General features: G+C 38.0%; 21 protein-coding genes, 1 riboswitch and 1 other annotated feature. Of the genes, 8 read left to right on the plus strand and 13 right to left on the minus strand.

What is annotated here, in order from left to right:
• Positions 1-137: 137 nt before the first annotated feature.
• Positions 138-1,409, plus strand: a complete 1,272-nt coding sequence (locus MHB53_RS09380; protein WP_340924576.1) for a BaiN/RdsA family NAD(P)/FAD-dependent oxidoreductase — start codon at positions 138-140, stop codon at positions 1,407-1,409.
• A 109-nt stretch (positions 1,410-1,518) separates the two neighbouring features.
• Here the strand turns inward: MHB53_RS09380 and MHB53_RS09385 are convergent, their stop codons facing one another.
• The 4 genes from MHB53_RS09385 to leuS form a co-directional block, all read right to left on the minus strand.
• Positions 1,519-1,938, minus strand: a complete 420-nt coding sequence (locus MHB53_RS09385) for a hypothetical protein (protein ID WP_340917521.1) — start codon at positions 1,936-1,938, stop codon at positions 1,519-1,521.
• Between the two features lie 62 nt (positions 1,939-2,000).
• Entirely contained in the window at positions 2,001-2,183 is a 183-nt protein-coding gene (locus MHB53_RS09390; protein WP_340917523.1) for a sporulation protein Cse60, read from the minus strand.
• A 99-nt stretch (positions 2,184-2,282) separates the two neighbouring features.
• The gene (locus MHB53_RS09395; protein WP_340917525.1) at positions 2,283-2,597 is read right to left on the minus strand and encodes a rhodanese-like domain-containing protein; all 315 of its coding nucleotides are present in this window, start codon (positions 2,595-2,597) and stop codon (positions 2,283-2,285) included.
• Positions 2,598-2,745: 148 nt separating this feature from the next.
• Positions 2,746-5,160 (minus strand): leucine--tRNA ligase, encoded by a 2,415-nt coding sequence (gene leuS / locus MHB53_RS09400; protein ID WP_340917526.1) that lies wholly within the window; start codon positions 5,158-5,160, stop codon positions 2,746-2,748.
• A gap of 89 nt (positions 5,161-5,249) precedes the next feature.
• Positions 5,250-5,484 (minus strand) — a binding site (T-box leader).
• Between the two features lie 287 nt (positions 5,485-5,771).
• On the opposite strand from leuS, the gene MHB53_RS09405 reads away from it, so the two are divergent.
• On the plus strand, positions 5,772-5,906 hold the full coding sequence (locus MHB53_RS09405; protein ID WP_340917528.1) for a YpzI family protein: 135 nt from the start codon (positions 5,772-5,774) through the stop codon (positions 5,904-5,906).
• A 34-nt stretch (positions 5,907-5,940) separates the two neighbouring features.
• Here MHB53_RS09405 and MHB53_RS09410 read toward each other — a convergent pair whose 3' ends face one another.
• Positions 5,941-7,125, minus strand: a complete 1,185-nt coding sequence (locus tag MHB53_RS09410; RefSeq protein ID WP_340917532.1) for an MDR family MFS transporter — start codon at positions 7,123-7,125, stop codon at positions 5,941-5,943.
• Between the two features lie 295 nt (positions 7,126-7,420).
• Positions 7,421-7,681 (minus strand): YtzC family protein, encoded by a 261-nt coding sequence (locus MHB53_RS09415; protein ID WP_340917534.1) that lies wholly within the window; start codon positions 7,679-7,681, stop codon positions 7,421-7,423.
• Positions 7,682-7,940: 259 nt separating this feature from the next.
• On the opposite strand from MHB53_RS09415, the gene MHB53_RS09420 reads away from it, so the two are divergent.
• Positions 7,941-8,513 carry a class I SAM-dependent methyltransferase gene (locus MHB53_RS09420; protein WP_340917536.1) on the plus strand — a complete coding sequence of 191 codons (573 nt, stop codon included), beginning with the start codon at positions 7,941-7,943 and terminating at the stop codon, positions 8,511-8,513.
• A 406-nt stretch (positions 8,514-8,919) separates the two neighbouring features.
• On the opposite strand, the gene MHB53_RS09425 is transcribed toward MHB53_RS09420, so the two are convergent.
• Together MHB53_RS09425 and MHB53_RS09430 are read right to left on the minus strand one after the other, a co-directional pair.
• Entirely contained in the window at positions 8,920-10,020 is a 1,101-nt protein-coding gene (locus MHB53_RS09425) for a tetraprenyl-beta-curcumene synthase family protein (RefSeq protein ID WP_340917538.1), read from the minus strand.
• 12 nt (positions 10,021-10,032) lie between these two features.
• Complete coding sequence (locus MHB53_RS09430) at positions 10,033-10,845, minus strand: alpha/beta hydrolase (protein WP_340917540.1); 813 nt, start codon at positions 10,843-10,845, stop codon at positions 10,033-10,035.
• Between the two features lie 143 nt (positions 10,846-10,988).
• On the opposite strand from MHB53_RS09430, the gene MHB53_RS09435 reads away from it, so the two are divergent.
• On the plus strand, positions 10,989-11,507 hold the full coding sequence (locus MHB53_RS09435; protein WP_340917542.1) for a gamma carbonic anhydrase: 519 nt from the start codon (positions 10,989-10,991) through the stop codon (positions 11,505-11,507).
• A gap of 100 nt (positions 11,508-11,607) precedes the next feature.
• The gene (locus tag MHB53_RS09440; protein WP_340917545.1) at positions 11,608-12,447 is read left to right on the plus strand and encodes a C39 family peptidase; all 840 of its coding nucleotides are present in this window, start codon (positions 11,608-11,610) and stop codon (positions 12,445-12,447) included.
• A 104-nt stretch (positions 12,448-12,551) separates the two neighbouring features.
• Here the strand turns inward: MHB53_RS09440 and asnB are convergent, their stop codons facing one another.
• The 4 genes from asnB to MHB53_RS09460 form a co-directional block, all read right to left on the minus strand.
• On the minus strand, positions 12,552-14,441 hold the full coding sequence (gene asnB, locus MHB53_RS09445) for an asparagine synthase (glutamine-hydrolyzing) (protein WP_340917547.1): 1,890 nt from the start codon (positions 14,439-14,441) through the stop codon (positions 12,552-12,554).
• A gap of 414 nt (positions 14,442-14,855) precedes the next feature.
• The gene (metK, locus tag MHB53_RS09450; protein WP_340917549.1) at positions 14,856-16,058 is read right to left on the minus strand and encodes a methionine adenosyltransferase; all 1,203 of its coding nucleotides are present in this window, start codon (positions 16,056-16,058) and stop codon (positions 14,856-14,858) included.
• A gap of 174 nt (positions 16,059-16,232) precedes the next feature.
• A riboswitch (SAM riboswitch) is annotated at positions 16,233-16,355 on the minus strand.
• A gap of 78 nt (positions 16,356-16,433) precedes the next feature.
• Positions 16,434-16,676: a DUF2584 domain-containing protein gene (locus tag MHB53_RS09455; protein ID WP_340917551.1), complete on the minus strand. Its 243-nt coding sequence runs from the start codon at positions 16,674-16,676 to the stop codon at positions 16,434-16,436.
• A 193-nt stretch (positions 16,677-16,869) separates the two neighbouring features.
• The gene (locus MHB53_RS09460) at positions 16,870-17,667 is read right to left on the minus strand and encodes an alpha/beta hydrolase family protein (RefSeq protein WP_340917553.1); all 798 of its coding nucleotides are present in this window, start codon (positions 17,665-17,667) and stop codon (positions 16,870-16,872) included.
• Between the two features lie 286 nt (positions 17,668-17,953).
• On the opposite strand from MHB53_RS09460, the gene MHB53_RS09465 reads away from it, so the two are divergent.
• From MHB53_RS09465 to MHB53_RS09475, 3 genes are all read left to right on the plus strand, one after another.
• The gene (locus tag MHB53_RS09465; protein WP_340917555.1) at positions 17,954-18,958 is read left to right on the plus strand and encodes an ABC transporter substrate-binding protein; all 1,005 of its coding nucleotides are present in this window, start codon (positions 17,954-17,956) and stop codon (positions 18,956-18,958) included.
• Between the two features lie 170 nt (positions 18,959-19,128).
• Positions 19,129-19,893 (plus strand): ABC transporter ATP-binding protein, encoded by a 765-nt coding sequence (locus tag MHB53_RS09470; protein WP_340917557.1) that lies wholly within the window; start codon positions 19,129-19,131, stop codon positions 19,891-19,893.
• Complete coding sequence (locus MHB53_RS09475; protein ID WP_340917559.1) at positions 19,886-20,695, plus strand: ABC transporter permease; 810 nt, start codon at positions 19,886-19,888, stop codon at positions 20,693-20,695. The genes MHB53_RS09470 and MHB53_RS09475 overlap by 8 nt, the downstream gene beginning before the upstream one ends.
• Positions 20,696-20,896: 201 nt before the next feature.
• Here the strand turns inward: MHB53_RS09475 and ytkD are convergent, their stop codons facing one another.
• Positions 20,897-21,373: an RNA deprotection pyrophosphohydrolase gene (gene ytkD / locus MHB53_RS09480; RefSeq protein ID WP_340917561.1), complete on the minus strand. Its 477-nt coding sequence runs from the start codon at positions 21,371-21,373 to the stop codon at positions 20,897-20,899.
• Positions 21,374-21,583 lie beyond the last annotated feature (210 nt).

The following is a 21,583-nucleotide window of genomic DNA, read 5'->3' on the forward strand; positions in this document are numbered from 1 at the left end:
TTTTATCTTTTATTAGACACTACTAAATAGTTTACAGCTATCGACTTCATTTGACAATGTACATTATGTGATTAAGTTTGCATTTCCCTCAGAGTAAATTTAAAATGAGGGGACTAAATAACAAGGTGTTGAACGGAATAATGTATGATGTGATTGTAATTGGTGGCGGACCTTCTGGGCTTATGGCTTCTATTGCTGCGGCAGAAACGGGCGCAAAAGTTTTGTTAATAGATAAAGGAAATAAGCTAGGACGGAAACTGGCTATTTCAGGAGGAGGACGTTGCAATGTAACGAACCGCTTGCCAGTCGACGAAATTATTCGACATATCCCTGGAAATGGTCGCTTCCTATACGGAGCTTTCTCCGTATTTAATAACGAAGATATTATTAGTTTTTTTGAAAACCTTGGGATTGCGCTGAAAGAGGAAGATCATGGTAGAATGTTCCCAGTATCAGATCGGGCACAGTCTGTTGTAGATGCAATGCTCGCATTGATGAAAAAGCTTGGAGTTGAAATTCAAGTAAATACGCCAGTAAAAGAAGTATTATATTCAAATGAACAAATCGCAGGTGTACTACTTGAATCAGGTGAACAAATTGCCAGTAAAGCGGTAGTCATCGCTGTAGGCGGAAAATCCGTTCCACATACTGGATCTACCGGAGACGGATTCCCATGGGCAGAGGCTGCCGGACATACGATCACAGAACTTTTCCCAACCGAAGTGCCTGTTACTTCTGCAGAAACTTTTATAAAAGAAAAGACGTTGCAAGGATTATCATTACGAGATGTGGCATTAAGCGTTCTCAATCCGAAGGGAAAAGCAATTATCACTCATAGAATGGATATGATTTTCACTCATCTCGGTGTCTCTGGTCCCGCCGTTCTCAGGTGCAGCCAATTTGTTGTAAAGGCACAGAAAAAATGGAAGCTTGATGAGGTTACGATGTCACTAGATGCTTTACCTGACGTTAAACAAGAAGATCTATTTCAGGATATTCAAAAGAAAATTAAAGAAGAACCAAAAAAGGCAGTTAAAAATGCATTAAAAGGTCTTGTACCTGAACGTTATTTATTATTTTTATTGGAAAATAGTGATATTGATCCAAGTGATCTTTGCGCCTCCATTTCAATGGAAAAACTCCGTGCGTTCACCGTTTCATGCAAGCAATTCCGCTTTGAAGTTAATGGGACATTACCACTCGAAAAGGCATTTGTTACAGGCGGTGGTGTATCTGTTAAGGAAATTGAACCAAAAACAATGGCTTCTAAACTCATGCCTGGCCTTTTTTTCTGTGGGGAAGTACTTGATATATATGGCTACACTGGTGGGTATAACATTACATCTGCTTTAGTGACAGGAAGATTAGCAGGAGCAAACGCTGCGGCTGTTAGCGGCGAAAAAAGTTGAAGAGGGAACTTGTACAGTCCATGACAGGTGCAAGTTCTTTTTAATTAGGATCATTCCAAGTAATTATTATGGATAGATAATGAGGCTAATGTCTGTAGTAGAATCGTAGTTAAGACGGAAGCTGTTTTTTTATATTGTTAATATCCATCTCGTGTATTGCGATTTTTCCGTTTAAGAAGTCAATATCGATCTTGGCACTCTTCGTTTCATTTGAGACGAATCGAAAAACTTCTTGATGCTGATCTAGTCTTTTTTCTATTTGTTTAAAATGGCTCCTCATCTCTGTCGTAAGTTGATGGATTTTTTCGCCATTCGATTGAACTTCAACTTTCACTTCTTGTAGTTCTAAACGCATCGCTTTCTGATCCGTTTTCACTTCTTGTAGTTCCAAATTCATCGCTTTCTGGTCTGTTTTCACTTCTTGTAGTTCTGAACGGATTCCGTTTTGTCCTTCGCCCAATTGTTCAGAATCTGGTCTAATACCTTTTCCACTTTCTCCTTGGCATGTATCATACCACTTATTAATCATGTAGAAAAGGTATCATTTATGGATTCTAGCATATTTATCAACGGCCAATTTAAATGTATTTTTCATTTCACATACAATACCATCGCGCTGAAGCAGTATATTTGCTCCGCACTAGCCTCACCAATCGCTGCTACATGGTATTTGATATCAATAATATCTCTTGTTCCCAACTCGCCAAGAAACTTATTCATTTCCTCTTCAAGATCCTGCTCGTGTTCACAATCAAATAGCTTTACTTGCATCATCAGAATCACCTCTTTATGAGAAGTATATCCAAAAGTCTAAATATTCAATACAAAAATAAAAAAACGATTTTCGAATGATCCAAAAATCGCTTTTTCCTATTATAGTTTCGGTTTCTCAGTTCCTGTCCACTCGAGCATTCCACCAACCATATTTGTTACATCGTATCCTTGTTCCCGCAAATAATCACAAACTCTTCCGCTACGTCCACCTGATCTGCAAACAAGGATATATTCTTTTTCTTTATCTAATTGATCTAAACGCTCTGGAATATCACCCATTTTAATATGTAAAGCCTCGGGTATCATCCCTTCCGCAACTTCATCATCTTCTCGAACATCTATTAAATTCAATGTTCCTCCACTTTGGAGTTGATTCTTTACCTCTTCTGGAGTAATCGTTTTGATTTCAGCCATTCATCTTCACCCTTTCTATTGATATAGAATAAATTCCATTATACCAAAACAACACGCTACAAGCTTTTAATTACAACTACGTTTCCATTTTGGTGGGTTTATATTTTCACGTGAAAACGACCCTCAATGCTCTGAGGGTCGCCATTCATTAATTCGCTACAATATTTACTAACTTCCCAGGCACTGCAATTACTTTCCGGATTGTTTTTCCTTCTATCATGATCTTCACTTTTTCGTCGTTCACAGCAATCTTCTCTAGCTGTTCACGAGTTAATTCACGTGAAATCATCATTTTTGCTCTAACCTTGCCGTTAATTTGTACAACGACTTCTACTTCATCGTCGATAAGTTTATTTTCATCATACACGGGCCAAGCTTCATAAGTTAATGTTTCTTCATGGCCAAGCTTTTGCCATAATTCTTCACTAATATGCGGACAAATTGGCGCCAACATTTTAACAAAACCTTCGATGTAATCTTTTGGCAAAATGTCCGATTTATATCCTTCATTAATAAATACCATCAGTTGAGAAATAGCTGTATTAAAGCCTAGTGTCTCGTAATCTTCCGTCACTTTTTTCACAGTTTGATGATATACTTTTTCCAGTTCAGTACCAGATCCTGAGCGTACCTTTTCAGATATGCTACCATCTTCATTTACAAGTAAGCGCCATACTCTGTCAAGGAAACGGCGTGCTCCATCAAGTCCTGTTGCTGACCAGGCGATCGATGAATCAAGTGGTCCCATAAACATTTCATACAAGCGAAGCGTGTCTGCACCATGACTTTCTACAATATGATCAGGATTGACCACATTACCTTTTGACTTACTCATTTTTTCATTATTTTCTCCAAGAATCATACCTTGGTTAAAAAGCTTTTGGAATGGCTCTTTTGTTGGAACAATACCAATATCATATAAAAATTTATGCCAGAATCTTGCATATAATAAGTGAAGGACTGCATGCTCCGCACCGCCAATATAAATATCAACTGGAAGCCATTTTTTTAATAATTCTTCGTCTGCCAATGCTTTATCATTATCTGGATCGATATAACGAAGATAATACCAACAGCTTCCCGCCCATTGTGGCATTGTATTTGTTTCGCGGCGGCCTTTCTTGCCTGTCACTGGATCTTCAACATTAAGCCAGTCAGAAATATTTGCAAGTGGTGATTCACCTGTACCTGATGGCTTGATTTCATTTGTCACCGGTAAAATGACTGGAAGTTGTTCATCTGGCACACCAGTCATCGTTCCATCCTCCCAATGAATGATCGGTATCGGTTCACCCCAATAGCGTTGACGGCTAAATAACCAATCGCGAAGGCGGTATGTTATTTTCTTCGTTCCAACATTTTTCTTCTCAAGCCAGTCAATCATCACTTTAATTGCTTCGGCTTTATTCATGCCATCAAGGAAGTCTGAATTAACATGCGCACCATCACCTGTATAAACTGATTCTTCTATATCTCCACCAGCAACGACTTCTTTAATTTCTAAGCCAAATTCCTTAGCAAATTCGTAGTCACGTTCATCATGCGCTGGAACAGCCATGATCGCACCAGTTCCATACGACATAAGTACATAGTCGGCAATCCAAATTGGCATTTTTTCGCCATTCACAGGATTCACCGCATAAGCACCCGTAAATACACCCGTTTTTTCTTTAGCAAGATCTGTTCTCATTAAATCACTTTTTGATTTTACTTCTTCAATATAAGCCTCGACAGCCTTTTTCTGCTCAAAACTAGTAATTTTATTAACAAATGGATGCTCCGGTGCTAATACTGCATATGTTGCGCCGAATAGCGTATCTGGACGTGTTGTAAATACAGAAAATGTTTCGGCAAAACCATCGATTCCGAACGTCACTTCTGCCCCTTCTGAACGACCAATCCAATTCCGTTGCATATCTTTGATACTCTCAGGCCAGTCAAGTTCTTCCAAGTCTTCAAGTAAACGATCAGCATATTTTGTAATCCTTAAGATCCATTGTCTCATCGGGCGTCGTTCAACCGGGTGCCCACCTCGTTCACTTTTCCCATCAATGACTTCTTCATTAGCAAGCACTGTTCCAAGTGCTGGGCACCAATTCACAGGCACTTCATCTACATATGCAAGCCCTTTTTCAAACAATTTCAGAAAAATCCACTGCGTCCATTTATAATAGCCAGGATCAGTTGTATTAATTTCGCGGTCCCAATCATAAGAAAAACCTAGTGATTTAATTTGTCTTTTGAATGTTTCAATATTGTGTTGCGTAAATTCAGCCGGATCATTCCCTGTATCTAGCGCATATTGCTCAGCCGGTAGACCAAACGCGTCCCATCCCATCGGGTGTAGTACATTGTAACCTTGCATCCGTTTCAAACGTGAAAGAATATCTGTCGCTGTATAACCTTCTGGATGACCGACGTGTAATCCAGATCCAGATGGATACGGGAACATATCCAGTGCATAAAATTTCTCTCCCTCGCCATTAGCATCCGTTTTATATGTTTTGTTTTCTTCCCAATACTGCTGCCATTTCTGTTCAATTTTATGATGGCTAAAACCCATGTTAGTGCCTCCTAAGTGATATTAAATAATTGTGTAATGCGCTTAAATCTAAAAATAAAAACAGAAAAACCCCTCATCCCAAAGAAACTTCTTGGGACGAAAGGTTTGAATTCTCCCGCGGTACCACCCATATTAGTGTAATTTACACTCGCTTTATCATCCTTAACGCGGAATACGGTACATATTACTAGGATTTTTATTCGATATCCTTTCACATGCACAACTATAAAGGCGAGTTCATGATCATCCCGATTGGCTCGCACCTTCCGCCAATTCTCTTCTTACAGGAAAAAATCACTACTGATCCTTTGTTACTGTTTCGTCTATATCTACTATGTATTCCCTATTGTAGATAATTTTAGACATAAATTCAAGTCCAATTAGATTGTATTTCACAACTTTCATCTCCACGAAGTGAAACCTCTCGACTGTTAATGGTGCATGTGAACTCATTTAAGCAAGCCGAATCACATGGGAATTCCCCACCTACGCTTCGCTTTGAGTTGGGGATCTTTATATATAGATTATAAAGATAGAAGAATTAGCTGTGTTTATAATCAGTAAGTATAAATATGTCCTGCTCGGAAACCTTATATATAGAGGTGATGAGAATGGGAAGAGATAGACAGGAAAAAAAGCTAAAAGAAATGAAAAAAGTTGAATCAGATCGTGATCAAGCCTTACATTATGGTGGTGCAACGAGGCTTGAAAAACCGGGCGAAAAGGGAAAAGTCATAAGCGAATAATATAACTTTAATTTCCAGACAAGCAATAGTCGAGCTATTGCTTGTTTGATTGTAACTCATTAGCTTTAAGCGGTCGATCGTAAAAACAAGCCAAAATTAGCGCAACCAAGAGTAACCCAATTAAAAATCCAAACAAAACAGGCATTCCATACATATCAACAAGAACACCGCCAAGCACTGGGCCTATCATCCTGCCACCTGTGGCCGTACTATTGACAATTCCTTGGTAAAATCCTTCTCTACCTTTTGGCGCTAGCTGATTAGCTACTGTTGGTACAACTGGCCAAACAAGCATTTCACCCATTGTTAAAATAAGCATTGCAGCTAGAAAACCTTTAAAATCACTAGCGATTCCAGCCACTCCAAAAGAAATAATAAAAATGCCAATCCCAACTAAAATTTGCCCTTTTAAACGATTACTGTAATTTCGAAGAGCCCATTGTAATACCGGCTGTGCAAGTACAATCAATGCACCATTTATCGTCCAAAGAACACTGTATTGTTTCAATGAAATATTTACGGCCTGTGTGTAAGCAGCAATCGTTGATTGCCATTGGACATAAGCTACCCAACCAAGAAAATAAACAGCACATAGAATCATGAGCGCATATAGTTTATGTTTGTTTTTAATTGGTTTTCTTTGTTGTATTACGTTTGTTTGCGGCAGCTGTTGACCTGCGATATTTTTATAGCCAAATAAGGCAATGAATAAAAAGACAATATACATCAATAAATTTGCTAAGAAAATATAGTCGAAGGAGTAAGATGCAACAAAACCACCAAGCGCTGATCCAATTGCCACCCCAGCATTTTGCGCTACATAAACAGCATTAAATGCTTTTCTACCACCTTCCTTCCATACAAAGCCTGCCATAGCAAACATTGATGGAAAAATAATTCCGCTCCCAAAACCGATTATAATCAAAAAAATCACATAATGTGGCCATCCATGCCAAAAAGTTAACCCGGTAAGCGCTACGACCGAAATGATAATGCCGAGCATGATTGATCGATATCCACCTAATTTATCATATAAAAATCCTCCCAATAAATTTCCAATAACGCTGCCTCCTGAATTTAGCATTAACACGAAACCGGCAATAGACAAAGATTTCCCTAAATGATCATGTATATAAATAGCATTTAATGGCCACAAAAACGATGCACCTGTTACATTTACAAGCATCCCGATTACTAACAGCCATAAGGCTTTCGGCATGTAATTCATCAACCTTTCCAAACAGATATTTCGATAACCTAAGCAATTTTAGACCTTTCCATGAAGTGGCGCAAGTGAATTATTCGCGAAATATAATAAAAGTAAATTCAGTTAACTTATATGTAAAATAAATTGCGCTACACGGGATTCTTGAGTGTTGATTTCCGTTCTAGATACTCGCTTTCCGCGATTATAGCTCCTTCTTTAAAGCGCTGATATGACATATAAAGAATGGCACATCGGGTTACCCCCTAGTGCCATTCTCCATGTTACCTCTATAACCTAAAGCGGATGATTACGATCTGAGGATCATATTATTCTGCAACTGCTGCACCTTTAGTCGGGCACGATAAAGCTGTTCTCTTTGTTGTGCGTTAGAACTGTCCGAGAGTTTTTCAAGATCTTTAACGGCTACTTCAAGTTGCTCCTGTGCTTCGCCGAATTCCACATCATAATAATGTTCTTGTCTATTCGCTAGATCTTGTTGCTCCTGTGCGACAAGAATGGCTGATTCACACCGATTCAAACAGTCTTCAATCGATTGACGAGTTGCCATGGATATCCACCTCTCATCCGCTTTTTGAATATGCTTTTTACATAACACATTCCTTTGTAGTTTGTTCTCAAAAGTGTAAAGCTATGTTACAATTTTTTTGATATGAGAAGAAAACTGTCTTCCCATTAATGTAGTCGAATATTTAGCAGTTTAAAAAATATATTTGGGTTGACTTCGAATAGTAAGCGATGAATTCATTTGATGTGGAATTGAATGGCTAGTAAATGAAATTTTACGATAACAAAGAGGAGATATTATTATGAACTTACCTCGTGTACTGGAATTTGCACGAATGATTTTACAAACGAGCGTAAATATTGGAGATATTGTCGTCGATGCCACAATTGGAAATGGCCATGATACTTTGTTTTTGGCAAAGCTCATTGGTCAAACAGGGCATGTATATGGTTTTGACATTCAAGAAGCAGCAATTATTCAAACAAACCTTCGACTTAATAGAGATAATTTAAGTGAACGCACCACCCTTTTCCAACGCGGACATGAACAATTACTTGCTATGATTCCAGAACATGATCAAAGAAAGATTACCGGAGCTATTCTCAATCTTGGCTATTTACCAAAAGGCGACAAATCGATTGTCACGAATCCAGATACGACAATTTCCGCCGTCGAGCAATTACTAACTGTAATGTCTAAAGGAGGAACAATTGTCTTGGTTGTGTATTCTGGTCATCCTCAAGGTGCGGAAGAACGGGATGTATTGCTCCAATACGTAAAAGATCTTGAGCAAGAAAAAGCTCATGTTTTACAATACGGTTTCATCAATCAAAGAAATAGTCCGCCATTTATCATTGCCATAGAAAAAAAGTAACCTTAGTGATAATCCATTGAATTGGTATTATTATTATGAAATATATTGGACAGAAGAAAAGTAGGCACTTAAAAGTTCTATAGGTACCTTATAGCATCCGTGATTTGTAGGTATTAGATGGTACAATACTCCATGGAAGCCAAAGGGTAAGGGGAAAATGGAAGATCGTGACTTTTTTTATGAGGAATTCATATTGTTAATATTTACGTTAACAAATTTTGTTTTTGCGGATAGTTATGGAAACTAAGTCTAGTTTTATCTTAATAAACGTACTTAATTTGAAAAGATTAACATGAACTGATATAAAATCGAAATTCCCTGTTTTGGTCGGCCTCGGCCATTTTTTGAACGCGTACTTGTAGGAATTCCGATCATTATTTCCCTTATTTTATTAGTGTACTTTTATCTATCGATTAAGAATAGATACTTTTTTTTCTGGGCCTGAAAACAGTTGCTGTACCCACCGGTATGCTCGACCATTCCAATAGAAAAAATAACTCACCGCACCGCTATGTTTCATTACTTTTCGCGCCATCACTCTAACCTTTTTCTGCTCATTTACTTTCCTATCTGATAAGTAAACTCCTATGAGCCCTCTATTAATTAATTTATGGAACTTTGTATCAGGCAACTCACTTGTATGCCTGTCCGCTTCGTTTAAAAAATGAATAAGTCTTGTAAACAATTCTTCTTCATTAGCATAATAAAAACAGAAATTTAAATCTCCGCATTCTCGATCCTCGTCCTGGTCAATAAAATAATCCAATAAAATATGTAACCCTTGAATATAAGGAAAATAACCATCTCGAATCATGTCTGCATGCTTAGCCTCAAAATCACTGCGTAGTGCATATGAAACAAGACAGAAAATCCCTAAAGTAGAGCCAGAGCAAGCGGAAAATTCATGCCAACCCATTTCTGGTAAGTTACTCTTATTTTGTGCATACCAGCTTTTTAATCTTTCTTCACGTTCTTCTTTCCGTACATGTTTATGTATTTGCAAATCACAATAATACTGGCAAAGTTCAACCAAAAATGGCTTGATCGTTTCATAGTTTGCTACATTACTCAAAACAGATTGACATGTTTGCATAAGTTCAGCCAAATAACCACCGTCATCTTGATCATCACGAAGTCTATAATAAGATTTCGGGAGCTCACCGACACTTAATGCATCCATCATTGATTCATGCAAAGCAGTAAAATCTTTCGGATCTAGCGATGTACTTCTATCACATAAATTATCCAAATAATCGCTGATTGTTTGGTATGCAACGATAAATTTTATGGCTGACTCCCTTTTTTCAAGAGCCGTTAATGCCATAATTGATCCACCTTCACAGTGAAATGTTTTATGCTCAATACTAGCTAATGCCTGTTCTTTTAATTCTTGATTCGGAATTTCTTCCGCCCGTTTTTTCCAATAAGCAAGTTCCGCATGTACTGAAGGCATAATATTTCTGTACACTTGGTTCATTAAGGAAAATGGCTGTGAAGGCAAACTCATCTGAACATCACCTCATTCTCTAGTCGATACATACCCCAACATTCGAAGTCTCATCTCCGCAAAGTTTTTAGCATAATTAAAAATAATTTCTCTTTCTGGTTCGTTAAAAATTTCATGGTAACAATCTGTCCACTCTTTATAGAGCTTTTCGGAATTGTTTAGGCGATTAAACCATATTCTAACATCAAGCTTATTTACAATTTTATCATCTCCGCCCTGCATAACCAATAACGGTACATCAGGAAAATCTGAAATATGCGTAATTGCCGCTTTCATTGCTTTTATTAATTCCCTATACCATCGTACAGATACTTTCGTTACATACAAGCTATCATTCATCGCACGCATCTTTTCATCTTCATTCCTGGTCACTAAATCAATACTTAATGAGCTGTTCACTTTTAACTCAGGTGCAATCCAGTTCAATCCTACTGATAAAGCATTAATTGGTGGTGGTGGATACTCCATGAGCCCTAAGCAAGGCGAGGATAATATAACACCATCAATATGCACATCCACACTTTGTAAAAGCCTAATTACGGTTAGCCCCCCCATACTATGTCCTAATATAAATATAGGTAAGGCATACGTATTTGCTTCTTCTAGCCATAATTTTGTTTCTTCTATATATTCGTTAAAGGAGTCAATATGTCCTCTATGTGAACGCGTCGTTAGTCCTTGACCAGGCAAATCGCCTACAATCACATGAAATCCATTTATTCTCCACATTTCAATCAACCATCCATATCGCCCTTGATGCTCCATCGCTCCATGCACAATTACGATTACTGCTTTAGCAGTTTCGATTGCTTCCCATTTCCTCATGTTACACCTCCTCAACATACTTTATTCTACCCAGTTTACATATATTGAGTGCCATTTTTAATTGGTAATGCGTATAATCACAATTATATTGCTTTTTCAGCTAAAATATAAGGATCAATCATCATAAGGAGATGAAATCGATTATGGCTATATATCCATTCAATGGAAAAACACCTAATATAGATGCTTCAGCATATATTGCGGATTATGCTACAATAACAGGAGATGTCACAATTGGTAAAAATTCAAGTGTCTGGTTTAACTGTGTGATTCGCGGTGATGTTGCATCCACAGTAATCGGTGAGAAAGTAAATATCCAAGATAATTCAGTACTGCATCAAAGCCCGAATAAGCCATTAATTATAGAAGATGGCGCTACGATCGGCCATCAAGTCATTCTACATAGTAGTATCATTAGAAAAAAAGCGCTCATTGGTATGGGTTCCATTATTTTAGATGGTGCGGAAATTGGTGAAGGAGCTTTTATTGGTGCAGGAAGTCTTGTCCCACAAGGTAAAAAAATCCCAGCCAATACACTTGCTTTTGGGCGGCCCGCCAAAGTAGTTCGGGAATTAAACGAAATGGATATAAAAGATATGGAAAGAATTGCGAGGGAATATGTAGAAAAAGCTCATTATTATAAATCTATCCAGCAAAAATAGATCTTGTTCACAGAGTATTCATCATAAGTACTGGAAATCATTGGACACCTTACCGATAATAAGATTATAGGTATTAATCTTATTGTGAAGGTGATGTGACATGAAGGCATTGCTTTTTATCCTTATAGCTTTTGTTTTAGTTTTGCTAACTGTTCTTTTTATTAAAAATAAGCAAAATTCGCTAATTTCAACATTGTTTTCTTTTACGATCCTCACTGTATTTGGATTTGCAGCTATTTTTTGGGGAATACGTGAAACAGATAACATCAAAACAATAGAAATTGCGAGAGCTTCAGCAATAAAAGGAAAAGAACCATCAATCATACAAATAGAGGAAAAGGTCTTAATTGACGCACCTGTTATTGAGCAATTTCCAGAATTGCCGCGCGGCTGTGAGGTAACATCACTTGCAATGCTACTTGAAAGTGCAGGCATAAAGACAGATAAAATGAAGCTAGCAGAAGAAGTGCGAAAAGATCCGGCTAAACGCAGTTTCAAAAATGGACAAATCCACTTTGGTAATCCAAATAAAGGTTTTGTTGGTAATATGTATACATTTAACGAACCTGGTCTAGGTGTCTATCATGAACCAATTATGGAGCTGGCGGAAAAGTATTTACCGGGGAAAATCGTAAATTTATCTAATCAATCCTTTGATGAATTGAAAATTCCACTATCAGATGCTCGCCCAGTTTGGGTCATTATCAATTCTCAGTATAAAGAACTTGATGACTCCTATTTTCAAACATGGCACACGAAAGAAGGTAAAATACGGATTACAATGAAAGAGCATTCCGTGTTAATAACCGGCTATGATAAAGACTATGTATATTTTAACGACCCATTAACAGGACTAAAAAATAAAAAAGCACCCATTAAAGATTTTGAAAAATCTTGGGTGCAAATGGGAAGCCATGCGCTTACCTATTCTCTCGATTAGGGAATCATCTACGGGCATGCCCAAGGAAACTAGTCCCTGGGATCAAAATCACCGTAGCAAAAGTCCACACTAGGATTACCATTGTTAATCCGCCCTTGCTTAAATTAGTGAGCGGCGGCTTTTTTGAATTCACTTTGAAAATCATATTGCTCTTCCACATAAACGGCATGCCAAATCATAAACACAAGCGCCGTCCAAATTTTACGACTATGATCCATTTTTCCTTGACAATGATCTTCAAGCAATTTAAGAACATATCTCTTGTTTAAAATATGGTCTGTTCCGCTATTTTTAATTATTTCTTTTACCCAATCATGCATTTCGTCCTTTAACCAGTGACGAATCGGGACTGGGAAGCCCAGCTTTTTCCTATCAAGTACATGGTCAGGAACAATTCCTTTTGCAGCTTTCCTGAGCACATTCTTGGTTGTTCCGTCCGCTATTTTTAAGCTTGTCGGAATCTTAGACGCAATATTGAACACTTCTTTATCGAGGAATGGCACTCTCAGTTCAAGGGAATGAGCCATAGTTACTCTATCGGCTTTTAATAAAATATCGCCGCGCATCCAAGTATGGATATCGATATATTGCATCCTATCAACAGGATCATAACCAATCGTGTCTGCATATAACTGCTTCGTAATATCGCGGTAGTCAATCCCTTCATTATATCGAGTTAACAACTTGCGTTTCTCCTCTTCAGAGAACATTTTTGCATTTCCAATATACCTTTCTTCCATTGGCGTGATACCACGTTCAATAAAGCTTTTTCCTCTCACACCTTCTGGAAGTGCTTTAGCGAGTCCTCTTAACAGTGATTTTCCGACTGCAGGGATCTTGTTAAATACTTCGAGTGATTGTGGTTCTCGATAAATATTATACCCCCCGAATAGTTCATCTGCACCTTCACCTGATAGAACAACCGTTACATGCTTCCTGGCTTCACGTGCAACAAAATAAAGTGGCACACATGCGGGATCTGCAAGTGGATCATCCATATACCACATAATTTTTGGTAATTCCTTCATATATTCTTCCGGAGTAATCACATAACTAATATTTTCAAGGCCTAGCTTATCAGCCGTTTCCTTGGCAACATCTATTTCACTAAACCCATTACGTTCAAAACCAACCGAAAATGTTTTAATATTCGGGTGATATTCTTTGGCAATCGACGCAATAATAGACGAGTCAATGCCACCTGAAAGAAATGAACCAACAGGAACATCACTTCGCATATGAAGATTGACTGAATCATATAAGACATCTTTTATTTCTTTAACAAACTCATCTTCTGATTTTTGAATTGGTTGAAAAGATGCTTTCCAGTAACACACTTTTTTCATCGGTTCACCAATTTTTTTTGTAAAATAATGACCTGGCTCTAACTTTTTTATCCCGATTGTCATCGTGTCAGGTTCTGGTACGAATTGATATGTCATATAGTGCTGTAAGGCATCATAATTAATATCTTGTTCTTCCGTCGCGAGTAAAATGCTTTTCTTTTCAGATGCAAATAATGTTCGTCCCGCTTCTTCTTTATAAAAGAACGGCTTAATTCCAAATTGATCACGCGCGCCAAAAAGCTCTTGTTTTTCTTTATCCCAGATCATAAAAGCAAACATGCCACGCAATTTATCAACTACTTTTTCTTTTACTTGACTGTATAAAGCAATGATTACTTCCGTGTCTGATGCTGTTTGAAATGCCGTTCCGGATTTCACAAGTTCTTCACGGAGTTCAACAAAGTTGTAAATCTCGCCATTAAATATGATCCAATATCTCTCATTTTCAAAAGCTAAAGGCTGTTGACCACTTTCAATATCAATAATACTTAAGCGTCGAAAACCGAACTGAATATGTTCATCTTCAAAATACCCTTCATCATCTGGACCTCTGTGGGTAATTAAATCATTCATTTGTTTAAATAATTCTTGATCAGGAGCTTTAATTTCCAAAGCTTGATCATGGATACAACCAATAAAACCGCACATATACATGCCACCTACTCTATTTAAATTCAAGTGTGAGTTCAAAAAGGAGGATAAAAAGGGCCGAGAAGTTCTAGGAAGTGTAGCCTTCGAGCATCACAACACTTGCACAGGATGTGCTGACTTCTGTGTTGCTCACAGGACGTGAGCGATCTTAACAGAAGTTCCTTTCCCATAAGTGAGGAGCGAAGAAGCTGACAACGAAATTCGATAGCAATTTTTACCGGACTTTTTGAACATCCTATTCAAGCGCAATGTTTAGATAATCAATGCGTCGCATACTTGTTAATACTAACACTTTTCACTTCATTTAGCAGTATTAATTGTGAATATGCTGTGGAAAAAAGTTTTCTAAAAATTTCAATAGTGACAAAAAAAACAGAGCTGCATTTTCACGCAGCTCTATTATAAATGGAATTATTTATTTTGAGCCGATACTTTGATTGCTTCTGCTTTGTCTGTTTTTTCCCAAGGTAAATCTATATCAGTACGACCGAAATGTCCATAGGCAGCTGTTTGCTTATAAATTGGTCGACGAAGGTCTAGCATCCGGATAATCCCTACTGGACGAAGATCAAAGTTTTCCCTAATGGCCTGAACAAACACATCTTCCGATACTTTTCCTGTTCCAAATGTATCAACAGAAATGGATACTGGTTGCGCCACACCGATTGCATATGCAAGTTGTACTTCACATTTATCAGCAAGGCCAGATGCAACAATATTTTTAGCTACATAACGCGCTGCATATGCTGCTGATCTATCCACTTTTGTTGGATCTTTTCCAGAAAAAGCTCCCCCACCATGGCGAGCGTAGCCCCCATAAGTATCAACGATAATTTTCCGCCCAGTCAAGCCTGCGTCTCCCTGCGGCCCACCAATGACAAAACGACCTGTTGGATTAATAAAATATTTCGTTTCGTCATCAAGTAATTCAGCAGGAACAACAGGCGTAATTACATGATCTTTTATATCTTGCTGAATTTGCTCCAAGCTAATATCAGGATGATGCTGAGTCGATAATACAATCGTATCAACTCTAACTGGCTTATCATTTTTATCATACTCAACAGTTACTTGCGTTTTTCCATCTGGACGTAAATATGATAGTATACTTTCTTTTCTAACTTGAGCCAATCTGAATGCAAGTTTATGTGCAAGCGAAATTGGTAAAGGCATTAATTCTTCCGTTTCATTACAAGCATAACCAAACATTAGCCCTTGGTCACCAGCACCAATCTCCTCTATTTCTTCTTCGGACATCGCTCTTTCACGCGCTTCAAGTGCTGTGTTTACTCCTGCTGCAATATCTGGAGATTGTTCATCAATTGATGTAAGTACAGCACAAGTTTCTGCATCAAATCCATATTTTGCACGATCATAGCCAATTTCCTTAATCGTATCGCGGACAATTTTAGGTATATCGACATACGTACTTGTTGTAATTTCTCCTGCTACAAGGACTAAGCCAGTTGTAACAGATGTTTCACAGGCAACGCGAGCATTCGCGTCCTTTGCCAATATCGAATCTAATATAGAATCAGAGATTTGGTCACAAATCTTATCCGGGTGCCCCTCTGTTACAGATTCTGACGTAAATAAACGGCGATTATGTGTCATCGGTCATCCTCCTATACACTAATATCTTTCCTATTTTAATAATACTCATTTCCTAAAATGATGTTATTCATTCAGGCAATAAATAAAAGGCAACGGTGTCTATTTATAAAAAAATAAAAACCTTTCCTATTAAATCTGTGAGGAAAGGTTTTATTACATGTGCCGAGCCTTTCACTCTTATCGTTCAAGGCTTTCGCCTTGCAACAGGTTAGCACCTTTCTTACTGGAATTGCTTCCTTTTGTAAGTAGGTTGCTGGGTTTCACAGGGCCTGCCCCTCCACCATCTCAGGATAAGAGTATCCATTCATTACAAAATCATAGCGTACTTAGTTATGGCATGTCAACAAATAAAACTTTTATTATACCGGCTTTACATTAATTAACGGAATGCAATGATACAAGTTGATATGTTATCAACGTATTCTCATTTTCCCATTCTATTTTCTGAATAATTGCTGTTGCACGATTTTCACTTTTTAACGAATACCGCACTTCCATTGGAATATCAATTGGATACAGTCTATAACCTGACTTTTCAAGCGTAAAGAGGTTTTCTTCTTGCCTTTTCTCCTTACCTTTCGTAACGATCAGTGTGTTTAACTCTAACGGCATGCCCATTGAATTCCCTCCTTAATTTTGGCCCACACGACGTGGATCACAACGGCGTTGCCACACCACGTGGCGCCCTTAGCTGTTGTTCCTTTATTGTGTCTTAGCTAACGACCCGATGTACACGATGCCACCGGCACCACACAGTACGTGGCAATCATAGGGCGGCCAGCACTATTACCTAAGTGCCTATTGTTCCTAATTATACATGACTTTCCTGTTGTTTCATCCATGTGCATAAATCGGTTACGATTTTCCGATTAATTACTGGTGGAAAATAATGTGTATAGGTATCAAAGTACCATGTATTTACCTTTTTTTCGAGCGACTGTAATCTTTTTTCGAGTCGCCAAGCATGTTCTATGGATACATTATCGTCTAACTCTCCATGAATGATAAGGACTGGAGCTTGCATTTTTTCTAGTTCATATAGAGGTGTCCTGTACTCAAATGCTTGAGCTGCAGTTTGAGGAGAACCTCCTATCACCCGCTTCATCATTCTCCTCATATCTTTACGCTCCATATATGTAAGTGCTACATCAGATACCCCGCCCCATGTAACAATCGATGCTGCATCGTTATGTTTTAATCCGGTAAATAAAGCCATCACACCACCGCGGGAAAAGCCAAATATATGAATACGATTTTCCTTTACAGCTGGATGGCTTTTTAATATTTCGTAGCCTGTGAATGCATCCTCACGATCTGCCCCTGCAAAGTCTTCATTTCCTTCTCCACCACGATTCCCACGATAATAAGGTGCAAACACAACAAATCCCTCTGAAGCAAATTGAGCAATCCTCGCTGGCCTAACCATCCCTATACTTTTAATCCCCCCTCTTAAATATAAAAATCCTTCGTATAAGCCCTGTTTCTTTGGCTTAGCTAATAGTCCTTTTACCTTAAGCCCTGAAGAAAAATATGTCACGATCCATAAATGAATCGTTGGATTCGGTGAAGGAAACGCTTGTACATCTAAGATTAATTTTTTGTTTTTCACGAAGCTCCCACCTCCATTATTGGATATTTGTTTTTATTTTATCTAGCTTCACCACTTATCGATTAGTATACTTCCCGCGTCTCATTTCAATAAGTCGAGAACGAAGGCCCACTTGACGTGGGTTACTTCGGCGTTGCCACCGGATGTGGTATTAATAGCCGATGATCCTCGCAAGGCGCTTACGCTTTTCTTTTGAGGTTATCACATATTGCTGCGCCTATCATACGATATGTTAGCCTTTAATTATCTTTTGCCATCCATGGCACACATAAGGAGGAAACCCAATATGAAGAAATGGTTCAAAACTAGCATCTTTTTACTTATTGCTGCTTGTACTGTACTCGCTATTACTGCCTGTTCAGCAAAAACTAGCTTACAAAAGGTGAGAGTCGCAGAAGTAACTCGTTCTATATTCTATGCTCCCCAATATGTTGCAGTTGAAAAAGGTTTTTTTAAAGATGAAGGCCTTAATGTCGAAATAAAAACAGCTTGGGGTGGCGATAAAACGATGACAACCTTATTATCTGATGGGGCTGATATCGCGCTTGTTGGTTCAGAAACTTCTATTTATGTGTACGCTCAAGGTTCTACAGATCCTGTCATCAATTTTGCCCAATTAACACAAACGGATGGAACATTCCTAGTTTCGCGGGAAAAAGCAGATAATTTTGACTGGGAGCAATTAAAAGATTCTACTTTTCTGGGACAGCGTAAAGGTGGAATGCCACAAATGGTTGGTGAATTTGTTTTGAAAAAACACGGCATCAACCCACATGAGGATCTAGAATTAATCCAAAATATTGATTTCGCAAATATCGCCAACGCATTCGCTTCAGGTACAGGTGACTACGTTCAGTTATTTGAACCGACTGCATCTGTCTTTGAAAAAGAAGGAAAAGGCTATATCGTCGCATCATTCGGAGAGGAATCTGGTCATGTACCATATACAACCTTTATGGCCAAAACAAGCTATCTCGATAAAAATGAAGCGACTGTGGAGAAGTTCGTTCGTGCCCTGTATAAAGCACAACAATGGGTGGAAGAAAACTCTGCAAAAGATATCGCTAAGCTTGTCCAACCTTATTTCGAAGACTCAGATGTAGAAACATTGACTGTTGTTGTGGATCGCTATAAAAGCCAAGGATCCTTTGCGAAAGATATGAAACTTACTGAAGATGGCTGGAATAATCTTCAAACAATTATGGATGAAGCCGGAGAACTACCTGTAAATGTAGATTACGAAAAATTAGTTAATACAAAAATTGTTGATAAAGTAATTAATAAAAAATAGAGTATAATGCTGGTGTCCTTGTTATCGCTGCCTCGCATCGACTAAAACCACACACATGGCAAAGTAGATGTCATGCACCGGTACTTACGAAACGAAATTGCGAATCGCCATAAGACTTTGGAACTAGACACAAATTCACTGAAACAATAATGGAAGGGAGAGCCGAAACAATGAGTTTTATACATGTAGATAATATCGGCCACCATTACTTTTCTCCATCTACGGTCACACATGCATTAGAAAATGTTTCTTTTTCCATCAACAAAGGAGAATTCATTTCACTGCTTGGTCCAAGTGGCTGTGGAAAAACAACAATGCTTTCCATATTGGCCGGTTTGATTAACCCGACAACAGGAAAGGTAACGATGGATCCATTTACTCCAGACTCCGAAATGAATGCCATCGGCTATATGCTGCAGCAGGATTATTTATTCCCGTGGAAAACGATCGAAGAAAATATTTTCCTTGGTCTGGAACTAAATGGGCAATTGACTACTAAAACAAAACAAGCAGCGTTAGCATTTCTACAGGAAGTTGGTTTGTCTGGTGTCGAGGAACAGTTTCCACGTCAGTTATCAGGAGGAATGAGACAGCGTGCAGCTTTAGCAAGAACAATGGCTGTTAATCCTAAACTTCTCCTATTAGATGAACCTTTCTCTGCGCTAGATTATCAAACAAAACTAAAATTGGAAGACCTTGTGTTTCAAACATTGAAAGAATACGGGAAGACAGCGGTACTTGTAACCCATGATATTGGAGAAGCTATTTCAATGAGCGATCGGATCCTACTTTTCTCATCAAAACCAGGTCGACTTTATAAAATATTTACAATGCCAGACGAACTACGATTACTAAAGCCTTTTGATGTTCGCAGCAAAGAGGCTTACAATCATTTATTTCAAACGATTTGGAAGGAGCTGGAGTCACTTGAATAAAAAAGTAAATCTTGGACTCCTTCACACACAATATAAGCAAAGATTAGCGATAGAGAAAAAATGGGTGTTTTTTTATCAATTACTTATTTTTATTGTATTTTTCTCTTTTTGGGAAGTTGCGAGCCGATTCCATTGGATTGATCCGCTCATTTTCAGTTCTCCATCAAAGATCGTCAACCTATTCATAGAAAAGATAGCAGATGCTTCACTTTTCACACATTTGGGTGTTACTGTTTTTGAAACGGTACTTGGATTTATTATTGGAACGGTTCTCGGTACACTACTTGCTGCAACACTCTGGTGGTCCCCTTTTCTTTCTAAAATCCTTGATCCATATCTCGTTATTTTAAATGCAATGCCTAAAATTGCCCTTGGTCCTATTTTAATTGTTGGTCTCGGTCCGGGATTTACATCGATCATTGCAATGGGTGCGATTATCTCTGTCATCATCACGACAATCGTTGTTTATACTGCTTTTCGCAATGTGGATGAAAATTACTTGAAGGTACTGCATACATTCGGAGCTACTAGAAAGCAAATGTTTAAAGAAGCCATACTACCCGCTTCCTTTCCGACAATCATCTCAACATTAAAAGTCAATGTTGGGTTATCTTGGGTTGGTGTAATCGTTGGTGAATTCCTCGTTTCCGCTAAAGGTCTAGGCTACATGATTATTTATGGATTTCAAGTATTTAACTTCACACTCGTTATGCTTTCTTTACTCCTGATTGCCATTTTTGCCACCTTAATGTACCAAGCCGTTGAATGGCTAGAAAAAAAGATAATGAAAGACGTTGATTGAAAAAATGGCTGTCCAATACGACAGCCATTTATTGCAGTATGTATTTTATAGATCCGACTTCAAAAAAATTGAGTTACCATGTCTAGCGACACCAAGACGTGGCATACCTATCCCTATGTTCTTTTGGCCATAAACCGAGAGATAGTGCAGCACAATTCTTTACTCACAGTTTGCTCAGTAAATGTAGGACTTACATTTTGTTTACAATAGACCTAATTCGATTATTTTAGCAATTGCAGCTGGAACAATTTCATCTTTCATAATGAAACTATATTCTGGACTATTTACCTTAGAAATAATATTACCTTCCACTAAAACTGGTCCCGAGGTTTCCAGATAACCTTCTTTTTTCTGTAATGCTGTCATTTCTGCAAAATAGATTGCCTTGACAAAATGGCCAAGGTGTTTATCTTCAACTAAATATTCCCCTATATACACAAGTGTTTTTATGATTCCACCTGTTTCTTCACTGACCTCCCTTCGTGCGGCTTCCTCAATTGTCTCACCTACCTCTCTCTTTCCCCCTGGAAATTCTAATCCTCTCTGAGCATGATTCGTTAATAGCCATTTTTCTCGGTATCGCGAAATAACAAATACATGACGTGCATCCATAGGGAAAGATGATCGTTTAAAGGCAAGAAATACTTTATTATTATTCACATCATAAAATTCTCTCATCTTATTATTCCTTTTATTTTTTATTTACAGCTCCTATTTATTATACATCTTACACCATATACTTTTGTATCTATTTACCTATTCAGCATGTAGATATAGTGCCTTCGACATATTTCTAGCTTTTTTCGAAACCTTTGGCTACGTAAGTCCGTACATATAGTCATAATAGATTTGCTACTAACTTTAAGAGGAGATGAAATACATAATGAA

It is taken from the genome of Bacillus sp. FSL K6-3431, from assembly GCF_038002605.1.
In the GTDB taxonomy this organism is placed as follows: Bacteria; Bacillota; Bacilli; order Bacillales; family Bacillaceae_C; genus Lederbergia.

Bases quoted from the DNA above. Each gene is read 5' to 3' on its own strand.
- MHB53_RS09410 (WP_340917532.1), bottom strand. From the start codon at position 7,125: ATGCCGAAAGCCTTATGGCTGTTAGTAATCGGGATGCTTGTAAATGTA.
- MHB53_RS09385 (WP_340917521.1), bottom strand. From the start codon at position 1,938: ATGATTAATAAGTGGTATGATACATGCCAAGGAGAAAGTGGAAAAGGT.
- MHB53_RS09425 (WP_340917538.1), bottom strand. From the start codon at position 10,020: ATGAGTTTGCCTTCACAGCCATTTTCCTTAATGAACCAAGTGTACAGA.
- MHB53_RS09395 (WP_340917525.1), bottom strand. From the start codon at position 2,597: ATGGCTGAAATCAAAACGATTACTCCAGAAGAGGTAAAGAATCAACTC.
- MHB53_RS09420 (WP_340917536.1), top strand. From the start codon at position 7,941: ATGAACTTACCTCGTGTACTGGAATTTGCACGAATGATTTTACAAACG.
- leuS (WP_340917526.1), bottom strand. From the start codon at position 5,160: ATGGGTTTTAGCCATCATAAAATTGAACAGAAATGGCAGCAGTATTGG.
- MHB53_RS09470 (WP_340917557.1), top strand. From the start codon at position 19,129: ATGAGTTTTATACATGTAGATAATATCGGCCACCATTACTTTTCTCCA.
- MHB53_RS09440 (WP_340917545.1), top strand. From the start codon at position 11,608: ATGAAGGCATTGCTTTTTATCCTTATAGCTTTTGTTTTAGTTTTGCTA.
- MHB53_RS09455 (WP_340917551.1), bottom strand. From the start codon at position 16,676: ATGGGCATGCCGTTAGAGTTAAACACACTGATCGTTACGAAAGGTAAG.
- asnB (WP_340917547.1), bottom strand. From the start codon at position 14,441: ATGTGCGGTTTTATTGGTTGTATCCATGATCAAGCTTTGGAAATTAAA.
- MHB53_RS09430 (WP_340917540.1), bottom strand. From the start codon at position 10,845: ATGAGGAAATGGGAAGCAATCGAAACTGCTAAAGCAGTAATCGTAATT.
- ytkD (WP_340917561.1), bottom strand. From the start codon at position 21,373: ATGAGAGAATTTTATGATGTGAATAATAATAAAGTATTTCTTGCCTTT.
- MHB53_RS09405 (WP_340917528.1), top strand. From the start codon at position 5,772: ATGGGAAGAGATAGACAGGAAAAAAAGCTAAAAGAAATGAAAAAAGTT.
- MHB53_RS09465 (WP_340917555.1), top strand. From the start codon at position 17,954: ATGAAGAAATGGTTCAAAACTAGCATCTTTTTACTTATTGCTGCTTGT.
- MHB53_RS09415 (WP_340917534.1), bottom strand. From the start codon at position 7,681: ATGGCAACTCGTCAATCGATTGAAGACTGTTTGAATCGGTGTGAATCA.
- metK (WP_340917549.1), bottom strand. From the start codon at position 16,058: ATGACACATAATCGCCGTTTATTTACGTCAGAATCTGTAACAGAGGGG.
- MHB53_RS09390 (WP_340917523.1), bottom strand. From the start codon at position 2,183: ATGATGCAAGTAAAGCTATTTGATTGTGAACACGAGCAGGATCTTGAA.
- MHB53_RS09435 (WP_340917542.1), top strand. From the start codon at position 10,989: ATGGCTATATATCCATTCAATGGAAAAACACCTAATATAGATGCTTCA.